Genomic DNA, 9,517 nt, shown 5'->3' on the forward strand with positions numbered 1-9,517 from the left:
GATCCCTGCCTGAAAACGCTTAGTCTGATGAAGCGGTGGACGTGTCATCTAATTCAAGGTGAGCCCTCAGCTCGCTGCTAATCCGCTCGCGCTCTTCGTCTGAAACGATTAAATACCAGATGCCGTCAATCCGCTCGCCGTCGCCTTCGATCTCCATCGTTTCCTGGTTGTGACGAGCACCGGCGTAATTTTGCTGCAGCTTGCGCATCTTGTCAAACTCCATATTCGTCTGCACGTTGCTGCCAACGGAATCGAGAATGTCACCGACGCGTGTAATGGAGCTGAACTGTGCTCCCTCTCGAATGATCGCATTCACCACTTGGCGCTGTCGATCGTTACGACCCATGTCGCCACGCGGATCTTCGCTTCTCATCCGGGAATAAGCGAGCGCCTGGTCACCATCCAGATCGACTTCTCCTTCGTTAAACGTATAGCCGCTTTGATCAAATGCAAAGCTGTTATCGACGGTTACACCACCAACCGCGTCTACAATATCCTTAAAGCCGGACATGTTTACCGTGACAAAATAATCAAGAGGAATATCAAAGTAGTTTTCAACCGTATCCATCGCCATGTTCGCGCCGCCAAACGCGTACGCGTGATTCACCTTATCCTGCATATCCCGTCCGACGATTTCCATGCGCGTATCCCGCGGAAGGCTGACCATGCGCATCGATTCATCCTGTGGGTTCACGGTGACAATCATCATCGTGTCCGTTCGTCCCGTAGTCGACTCTTCCGCATCAACACCTAACAACAGAATCGAAATCGGATCGGATTCATCCATATTCACTTCGACTTCTCGCTTATCGGACTTGTCGCGATCAATCGTCGTGTGCATCTCCGAAGCGGTACTTTGCAGAGAACTGTACAAATAAAAGGCATAGCCGCCAATCGCCAGCAAGAAGACAGCGAAAATACCGGTTGTGATGAGTAAGAATTTTTTCATGAAAAATGCGCCCCATTCGTTTTCAGATTACTATCAGTATACTGGCAGATTCAGGATGCGACAAGCACCATTTTTGCGTCTCGAATGAAAGAATTTGGGAGAAGTGATTTACTTTACCTGACTTTTCCTTTAGCATATAGAACAGTAATTGTCTAATAAATGAACGTAACAGGAGGAACACCATGGAAGAAACGATTAGTCTGAAGGAGATTATTCAGACGATCAGACAGCGCCTGATCATGATTATCTCCATTACTCTCGCAGCGGTTGCGATTGCTGCTGGTGTCTCGTATTTTGTGTTAACCCCAATGTACAGCGCCTCTACCCAAATTCTAGTCAACCAATCGACAGAAGGCGAAAACGTCTTTACACAAAACGATATCCGTACGAACGTAGAGCTCATTAATACGTATAACGTCATTATGACATCCCCGCGGATTTTAGAGCCGACAATTGACGAATTGAATTTGGAGCAAGGTGTTGGAACACTCCGAAATCAAGTAAACGTATCGGCCGAAGGAGAATCGCAGGTCGTGACTGTCACAGTCGAAGATGCGAACCCGGCAAGCGCCGTGGAAATCGCCAATACGATGGCCTCCGTCTTTCAGCAGGACATCGTCGAGATTATGAACGTCGATAACGTCTCGATCTTATCAGCTGCAGAGCTGAGCGATAATCCGTCACCAGTGAGCCCGAATCCAACGCTAAATATGGCAATCGCCTTCGTTGTTGGTCTCATGGCCTCCGTCGGACTTGCATTTCTACTCGCTTTCTTGGATCGTACGATTAAAACAGAAGACGATGTGGAAGAAAAGCTCGGAATCCCGGTGCTTGCTTCTATTTCAACGATGAACACTTCCGATATGGAAGAATCAGACCTATCGCACACTCGCCGGGGAAAGGGACGTGAAACGTATGGCGCGTAAAAAGAACAAGCAGGAAATGTCCGATAAACAGCGCGCGCTCATCACGGAGTTCCAAAAGCGTTCACCAATCTCGGAGCAGTTTCGTACGCTCCGCACGAATATCCAGTTTGCATCCATTGATAAGCCGGTTCGCTCCATTCTCGTGACATCTTCCTCACCTGGGGAAGGAAAATCGACAACTGTTGCCAACTTAAGCATCGTGCTCGCGCAGCAGGATAACAAAGTGCTGCTCGTCGATACAGATTTACGTAAGCCGACCGTGCACTTCTCGTTCCAAGTACCAAACCAAGCCGGATTTACGAATGTATTGACGAACCAGAGTACATTCGATGACATGGTGTTTGAAACGTCGATTGCTAATTTGGACGTTCTCCCATCGGGCCCGCTGCCACCAAACCCAAGTGAGCTATTAGGCTCGCAGCGCATGAAGCAGTTTATGCAGCACGTGAAAGACCGCTACGACTATGTCATCTTCGATGCACCGCCAGTGAATGCCGTAACTGACGCGCAAATACTTGCGGGTCATACAGATGGGGTCGTGCTTGTCATTCGCAGCGGGAAAACGGAAGAGGATCACGCTGAACGTGCAGTGGAGTCATTAAAGAAAGTTGATGCCAATCTGATCGGTGCTGTTCTAAACGACCGCCAGATGGAGCAGTCGCAGTATTACTATTATTACGGAGAGGGATAACATCCCTCTCTTTGTCATATGGAGGAACATGATGATTGATATACATAGCCATATTTTACCTGGAATGGATGACGGAGCAGCGCATGAAGCCGATACGATTGCGATGGCGAAAGCAGCCGTGGATGAGGGGATTACGACGATTGTGGCGACGCCTCATCATCAAAACGGGACGTACACGAATGAAGCGCCGATTGTAGAAGGTGCCGTTGACCAAACAAATGCTCTACTGCAGCATCACGGGATACCTCTCACTGTCATAGCTGGACAGGAAGTACGTGTGTACGGGGAACTGTTAGAGGATCTAAAAGCGGGACACTTACTTACGCTACATGGCTCCGCTTATATGCTCGTCGAATTTCCGTCGAATTATATTCCTCGCTTTGCTTCCTCTTTATTTTATGACTTGCAGCTGGAGGGCGTCACGCCAATCATCGCGCATCCGGAGCGGAACAAAGTGTTTATGGAAAAACCGTCGCTATTATATCGATACATCCAAAACGGAGCGCTTTCTCAAGTGACGGCTGCCAGCGTCACCGGTCATTTTGGGAAGAAGTTGCAAAAGTTTTCGCTCGAGCTGATTGATCATAACTTGGCACATTTTATCGCAAGTGATGCTCACAATACAACGTCTCGAGGGTTTTACGTTGAGAAGGCATATAACGTCATTGAGCAGAAGTTAGGGCGGGCAAAGGAGATTCAGGATCACGCGGAGAAATTGATACACAATCAGCCGGTTATCGGTGACGCACCAAACGAAATACAGACGAAAGGACTGTTTCATAAGCTATTTAGTCGGTAATTCGACAATAAAAGGCAAAAAGCCCATTTCAATACAGGTAAAATAGCGGTGCCTGTATAAAATGAATGGTTATATACTAAAGGCATCGAAAGCAATACTCATCACTCTCTTCCTATTACGGAAAATATCCTATACTTCCCACCAATTCAGGAAAAACATCCAATTCATCCCTATCGAGAGCAGTAGGATTATGTTAAAATATAAAAGACCTTGAAGAGATGTAGAAATTGTAAAAAGACGGGTCATTTCTCCAATACCCATACCAAAGGAGGAACTCAACTCCGCTGCTGGTTGTTCAGCATTTAGAACAGCTTAGGCGTAAAGCCATAGGTGGAGAGGTGAGGATCGGTTCAATGCCGCATGATCAGGAATGTCAATTCTCTATAGTGAATTGACATTCATTTTAATTCAAGGCGCAAAACAATAGAGCCGTTTTGAACAAAAGGGCTGTGTTGTTTTACGGATAAGCTATTCATCAACAAGGAGGCCTAACCATGTCATTACGAAAAAGACTTGCATTACTCATTGGAATTGATTCACTCATCGTGATGTTTTCTGTATTTGTAGGAAACTGGCTGATTGCCCCAGCAGCAGAAATCGTCACACCCGCTCTCGTTATAACGTCAATTGGACTATTAGTAAGCCATCACATCTTTGCTCACTTTTTTAAACTTTATAAGCGTGTTTGGCAGTATGCAAGTATTCGAGAGCTATCCTCGATCTTTTTAGCCGTCACACTATCTGTCGCTACAGTAGGTGTACTACAGCTTGCGTTGTATCAAGTAATTTATTCCAGAACGCTGTTAATCACGCTGATGTTACATATCCTACTCATCGGGGCCTCAAGATTCTCGTGGCGCCTGTATCGAGATATGAAATTCAAGTCAGCAGCCAACAAAAAACGAGCCCTCATTATTGGAGCTGGTAATGGCGGAACGATGGTTGCAAGGCAGTTGTTAAACAGTGAAATGTCTGAGCTACATCCAGTTGCTTTTATTGATGATGATATGACTAAAGCTGGCCTTGAAATCATGGGTGTACCTGTAATAGGAAAAAAAGAGAATATACCGACCGTAGTAAGTGATAAGAACATCCAGCATATTATTATTGCAATTCCTTCTTTATCAAAGTCCGATTTAAATGAACTGTTCCAAATATGTTCAAAGACTAAGGTGAAAACACAAATTATGCCATCAGTGGAAGATATTATGTCTGGGAGAGTAAGTGTGACACAAATGCGTGATGTGCAAGTCGAAGATTTACTAGGTAGAGAGCCCGTAGAATTAAATACCGTTAAAATTGGTGAAAATATAACTGGTAAAACTGTTTTAGTTACTGGGGCGGGTGGTTCTATAGGATCCGAGGTCTGTCGACAGGTGTCTAGATATTCTCCAGATAAAATAATTCTTCTCGGACATGGAGAAAATAGCATATATACAATTGAAATGGAACTTCGAACAAAATTTACCGATTTGAATATGGACATTATAACTGAGATTGCGAATGTTCAAGACAAGTCTCGAATTTTGGATATATTTAAAGCACATGCACCCGATGTTGTATATCATGCAGCTGCTCATAAGCACGTGCCTTTAATGGAAAAAAATCCACATGAAGCAGTGAAAAATAATGTGATTGGAACAAAAAACTGTGCAGAGGCAGCAGATGAAACAGGGGTAGCCTCTTTTGTAATGATATCTACGGATAAAGCGGTGAATCCAACAAGTGTTATGGGAGCGACGAAACGTATAGCAGAAATGATAGTTCAGAATATGGGACATAAAAGTGCCACTAAGTTTGTCGCAGTTCGTTTCGGAAATGTATTAGGAAGTCGTGGTTCAGTAATTCCTTTATTTAAACAGCAAATTGCCTCAGGAGGCCCTGTAACAGTCACTCATCCTGACATGACAAGATACTTTATGACTGTTCCAGAAGCTTCTAGATTGGTTTTGCAAGCAGGTTCTTTAGCGGAGGGTGGAGAAGTTTTTGTGCTGGATATGGGTGAACCGGTAAAAATTGTAGACTTAGCAAAGAATCTCATTCAATTATCTGGATTTAGTGAGCATGAAATTACAATCAAATATTCAGGAGTGCGACCTGGAGAGAAACTATTCGAAGAATTAATGAGTAAAGATGAAATTCATAATCAACAAATTTTCCCCATGATTTATAGAGGTAAAACTCCTCCCATAAACATTCAAGTAGTAACAGAACTAATTAGTACATTTGAGAAACATGAAGAAGACTATTTGCGCAAGGAAATATTAGATATTGCACACTTTCGAATTACTGCATTACAAAATATCAGTGCCGTAAAATAAGCGATTAGAAATAAAGTGACATTTGAAATCTTAAATATTAGTGAGAACCACTTCCTTATCAACAATAAAGAAATTGCTGCATTTTGAATTTATTTACAACATTTAAGAACACTAAGATTAAAATCTCTAACTTTATAATTACTTTATTTACAGTCCAAACAGATGATATAATTTTTGAAATGTAAAGCAAATTAACTTCTTTTAGAACGAAACACATTATGTGTATAAAAATATAACGATTCCAATAATTTATTTATTGTAATTGAAGCAATTTAAGTTATTTAGAGAGAGTAGGTAGTTAGAATGTATAAAAATGATTTAAGAGATATACCTTTTTCACCGCCGGATATAACCGATGATGAAATTGAAGAAGTGATTAGCACATTAAAATCAGGGTGGATTACTACAGGGCCTAAAACGAAAGAGTTCGAAAGAAAAATTGCAGATTTCATTGGCGTTAATAAAGCTGTTTGCCTCAATTCGGCTACTGCAGCAATGGAGATGACTTTAAGAATATTAGGTGTAGGACCGGGAGATGAAGTAATTACTTCAGCATATACATATACTGCCACTTCTGCAGTTATACACCATGTAGGCGCAAAAATAGTAATGGTAGATACTAAACCCAACTCTTATGAAATGGATTATCAACAATTAGAAAATATGATCAATTCCAAAACTAAAGTCATAATACCAATAGACATTGCTGGTAAGATGTGTGATTATGATACATTATTTGAAGTTGTAAATCGAAAAAAAGATCTATTTGCTTCAACTAACCATTTACAAGCTAAATATAATAGGATTATTGTTATGGCTGACGGAGCTCATTCGTTCGGAGCAATTAGAAAAGGGCTCAATTCAGGGCAGGCAGCAGACTTTACTTGTTTTTCATTTCATGCAGTAAAAAATATAACAACTGCCGAAGGTGGAGCTGTTGTTTGGAGAAATAGGCCATTTTTAGATGATGAATGGATTTATGAAAGTTATATGCTGTATAGTCTACACGGGCAATCAAAAGATGCATTGGCTAAAACACAAAAAGGAGCCTGGGAGTATGACGTTGTATATCCAGCTTATAAATGCAACATGACAGATATAATGGCTGGAATAGGTATTATTCAATTAAACAAGTATGAAAGTCTACTTGATAGACGAAAAGAAGTAATTGAAATGTATGATAGAGCACTTTTACCGTTAGGTATTGATACCTTAGAGCACTATGGTGATGATTTTATATCATCAGGGCATTTATATTTAGCTAGGATTCCTGGAATAGATGAATTTGAAAGAAACAATATAATTGTTAAGTTAGCTGAATTAGGAGTGGCTAGCAATGTCCATTATAAGCCGCTTCCGATGTTTACAGCTTACAAAAATCTAGGTTTTGACATTAAGAACTTTCCAAATGCATTGAATATGTATAGTAATGAAATTACTCTTCCGTTAAATACCTTATTGAGCGATGACGATGTGGAATATATTTGTAACTGTATTAAAAGCATAATGCAATTGAAATAAAATGATTTCACTTAGATTTAGTTTGGTGGATATATTCACACAAAGGAGAGCATGATGCCAAAAATAATGATTCTTGGGGCGAACACCCTGCAAGTACCACTAATTCAACAAGCAGCAAAAAGTGGATACGATACTATTGTGGTGTCACCTCAAAAAGATGAGCCTGGATTTAAATATGCAAACTATTCTATCTTCGTAGATGTTCGTGACAAAGAAACAATATTAAAATATGCTGTTCAACATCAAATAGTCGGTATAATTACTGATCAAACGGATATACCGGTGAGAACGGTAGCGTATGTTTCAGAAAAAATGGGGTTATCAGGTATAGGATATGAAAATGCTTGTCTCTTTACAGATAAATATTTAATGAGAGAAAAATGTAAAGAACTCGGTATTAAAACTCTGCAATATCGTAATGTAAACAACATTAGTGATGCGATAGAATTTTTTGAATGTATAAATAGTGACGTTATTTTAAAACCAATTGATAACCAAGGAAGTAAAGGTGTTTTTAAGATCTCAACTAAATTAGAATTAATAGATAAGTTTAATGAATCAATTCAATATTCAAATTCTAATTCAATATTAATAGAACAGTTCGTTTCTGGACGTGAATTTGTGGTTGAAGGCATAGCATACAACAATAATTTTAAGAATCTAATCTGTGGTGATACACATTATTTTAATATACCTGACGTATTTTCTGCCACTACAAGAATTTTCCCTTCAAAAGCAGATCATCAATTGATTAGAAGAGTTGAGAAACTGAATAGTGAAATTATTAAAGGGTTTGGTCTAAAGCAAGGTATATCTCATAGTGAATTTATCATGGACGGAAACGATAATATATACTTAATTGAGACAGCAGCTAGAGGGGGAGGGGTATTTATTTCTTCTGATTTGATTTCTTTATCAACGAATCTTAATACTGAGGAGTTTTTAATTAGTATTTCTACAGGTAATCAGAAAGCTTTCCCAAGCGTAAAAATAGAAAACATAGCATCCTGTTATATAGCTTTTTACCTCCCAGTAGGACATATAGCTTCTTTAGAAGGTGTTAAAGATATTGATAGGATGACTTTCACACATAGACATAACTTAAACGATCTTTATATTGGTAAAAAAATAAATCAAAATATCGATAAAACCTCTAGATCATTTATTATAGTAAGCGGTGAAACTCATGAAGATTTAGAAAGACACGTTAAAACTATTCAACAAACTTTAAAGATAGAAGTACAAACCAATAGTGGCATAGAAGGACCGATTTGGAATTGAGAATACTTTAGTAAATAAGGAGAGCTTTACTATGTATAAAAAGTATATCAAGCTTCTTTTAGATTATATAATATCAATTATAGCATGTGTTATCCTAATGCCGTTATTCCTCATAGTATCGATATTAATTAAGCTAGAAGATAAAGGACCGATCTTTTATTTTGCCAATAGGATTGGTCAAAACAGCAAGAAATACAATATGATAAAATTCCGTTCTATGAAAGTAAATGCAACTGATATAAGAAATATAGATGGAAGTACATATAATTCTAATAAGGACCCTAGAGTTACAAGAACAGGAAAATTATTACGCGAAACAAGTATTGATGAGATACCACAAATCATCAATGTATTAAAAGGCGAAATGAGTTTGATCGGTCCTAGAGCAAGTACTTGGGATGCCTTAAATAGTTTTCAAGCTGATGAAGTAGATAAAATGAAAGTAAAGCCAGGAATTTCAGGATACACGCAAGCATATTATCGAAATGGGGTTTCCTTAAGGGATAAAAGACTTAAAGATGCTTGGTATGCTAATAACGTGTCTTTTATTTTAGATATGAGGATATTCCTAAAGACAATATTTACAGTAATAAATCGTGAAAATATCTATACTAATAGTAAAGTGGATGCTGAAACCAATAAACACGACAAAACTACTGACTAATGTGAAAAATTATTTGTGATACAAACACAATTTTAGAACATATTCAAAATAGTATAAGATAAATTAATTTATCTTAAAGATTTCAGATTATTTAATAATATATTAAAACTAATCTAAGAAATCTACTGTTATAGATGTTATTTAAATAGTACAGTGTATAAAATAATTTGTAGCTTGCTTCTCAATATATGCACGTTTTAGACTAATAAAGATAGCTTACTATATTCAAAAATTTGGAAGTGGTGCACTTGAGGATAGGTGTTTATGGTACAAGAACAAAGGGACAAAGTATTGGTAGGTGTTTATGGCAAACTAAAAATGTAAGGTTCGGCATTGCATTTATGTATGATCCTAGATAAGGGGAA

The 9,517-nt window shown here is 38.9% G+C and carries 8 protein-coding genes; 7 read left to right on the forward strand and 1 reads right to left on the reverse strand.

Annotation, left to right across the window (positions count from 1 at the left end):
• Window positions 1-19: 19 nt before the first annotated feature.
• A complete protein-coding gene (locus ACFO4L_RS14790; RefSeq protein WP_377910431.1) occupies window positions 20-949 on the reverse strand; it encodes an LCP family glycopolymer transferase in 930 nt (309 codons plus the stop codon).
• A gap of 182 nt (window positions 950-1,131) precedes the next feature.
• Between ACFO4L_RS14790 and ACFO4L_RS14795 the strand changes: the two genes are divergently transcribed.
• The 7 genes from ACFO4L_RS14795 (at window position 1,132) to ACFO4L_RS14825 (ending at window position 9,152) form a co-directional block, all read left to right on the forward strand.
• Complete coding sequence (locus tag ACFO4L_RS14795) at window positions 1,132-1,875, forward strand: YveK family protein (protein WP_377910432.1); 744 nt, start codon at window positions 1,132-1,134, stop codon at window positions 1,873-1,875.
• Window positions 1,865-2,566, forward strand: coding sequence for a CpsD/CapB family tyrosine-protein kinase (locus tag ACFO4L_RS14800; RefSeq protein ID WP_377910433.1), 702 nt, complete (start codon window positions 1,865-1,867; stop codon window positions 2,564-2,566). Before ACFO4L_RS14795 ends, ACFO4L_RS14800 begins: the two co-directional genes overlap by 11 nt.
• Before the next feature lie 31 nt (window positions 2,567-2,597).
• On the forward strand, window positions 2,598-3,365 hold the full coding sequence (locus ACFO4L_RS14805; protein WP_377910434.1) for a tyrosine-protein phosphatase: 768 nt from the start codon (window positions 2,598-2,600) through the stop codon (window positions 3,363-3,365).
• Between the two features lie 494 nt (window positions 3,366-3,859).
• Complete coding sequence (locus ACFO4L_RS14810; RefSeq protein WP_377910435.1) at window positions 3,860-5,686, forward strand: polysaccharide biosynthesis protein; 1,827 nt, start codon at window positions 3,860-3,862, stop codon at window positions 5,684-5,686.
• A gap of 303 nt (window positions 5,687-5,989) precedes the next feature.
• The gene (locus tag ACFO4L_RS14815) at window positions 5,990-7,207 is read left to right on the forward strand and encodes a DegT/DnrJ/EryC1/StrS family aminotransferase (protein ID WP_377910436.1); all 1,218 of its coding nucleotides are present in this window, start codon (window positions 5,990-5,992) and stop codon (window positions 7,205-7,207) included.
• A 54-nt stretch (window positions 7,208-7,261) separates the two neighbouring features.
• Complete coding sequence (locus ACFO4L_RS14820; RefSeq protein WP_377910437.1) at window positions 7,262-8,488, forward strand: ATP-grasp domain-containing protein; 1,227 nt, start codon at window positions 7,262-7,264, stop codon at window positions 8,486-8,488.
• Between the two features lie 31 nt (window positions 8,489-8,519).
• A complete protein-coding gene (locus ACFO4L_RS14825) occupies window positions 8,520-9,152 on the forward strand; it encodes a sugar transferase (protein ID WP_377910438.1) in 633 nt (210 codons plus the stop codon).
• Window positions 9,153-9,517 lie beyond the last annotated feature (365 nt).

This window comes from Bacillus daqingensis (genome assembly GCF_042654445.1).
In the GTDB taxonomy this organism is placed as follows: domain Bacteria; phylum Bacillota; class Bacilli; order Bacillales; family Salisediminibacteriaceae; genus Alkalicoccus; species Alkalicoccus luteus.

What these genes read in the sequence shown, in the direction of transcription:
- ACFO4L_RS14790 (WP_377910431.1), bottom strand. Translation starts at nt 949, where the DNA reads ATGAAAAAATTCTTACTCATCACAACCGGTATTTTCGCTGTCTTCTTG.
- ACFO4L_RS14795 (WP_377910432.1), top strand. Translation starts at nt 1,132, where the DNA reads ATGGAAGAAACGATTAGTCTGAAGGAGATTATTCAGACGATCAGACAG.
- ACFO4L_RS14800 (WP_377910433.1), top strand. Translation starts at nt 1,865, where the DNA reads ATGGCGCGTAAAAAGAACAAGCAGGAAATGTCCGATAAACAGCGCGCG.
- ACFO4L_RS14805 (WP_377910434.1), top strand. Translation starts at nt 2,598, where the DNA reads ATGATTGATATACATAGCCATATTTTACCTGGAATGGATGACGGAGCA.
- ACFO4L_RS14810 (WP_377910435.1), top strand. Translation starts at nt 3,860, where the DNA reads ATGTCATTACGAAAAAGACTTGCATTACTCATTGGAATTGATTCACTC.
- ACFO4L_RS14815 (WP_377910436.1), top strand. Translation starts at nt 5,990, where the DNA reads ATGTATAAAAATGATTTAAGAGATATACCTTTTTCACCGCCGGATATA.
- ACFO4L_RS14820 (WP_377910437.1), top strand. Translation starts at nt 7,262, where the DNA reads ATGCCAAAAATAATGATTCTTGGGGCGAACACCCTGCAAGTACCACTA.
- ACFO4L_RS14825 (WP_377910438.1), top strand. Translation starts at nt 8,520, where the DNA reads ATGTATAAAAAGTATATCAAGCTTCTTTTAGATTATATAATATCAATT.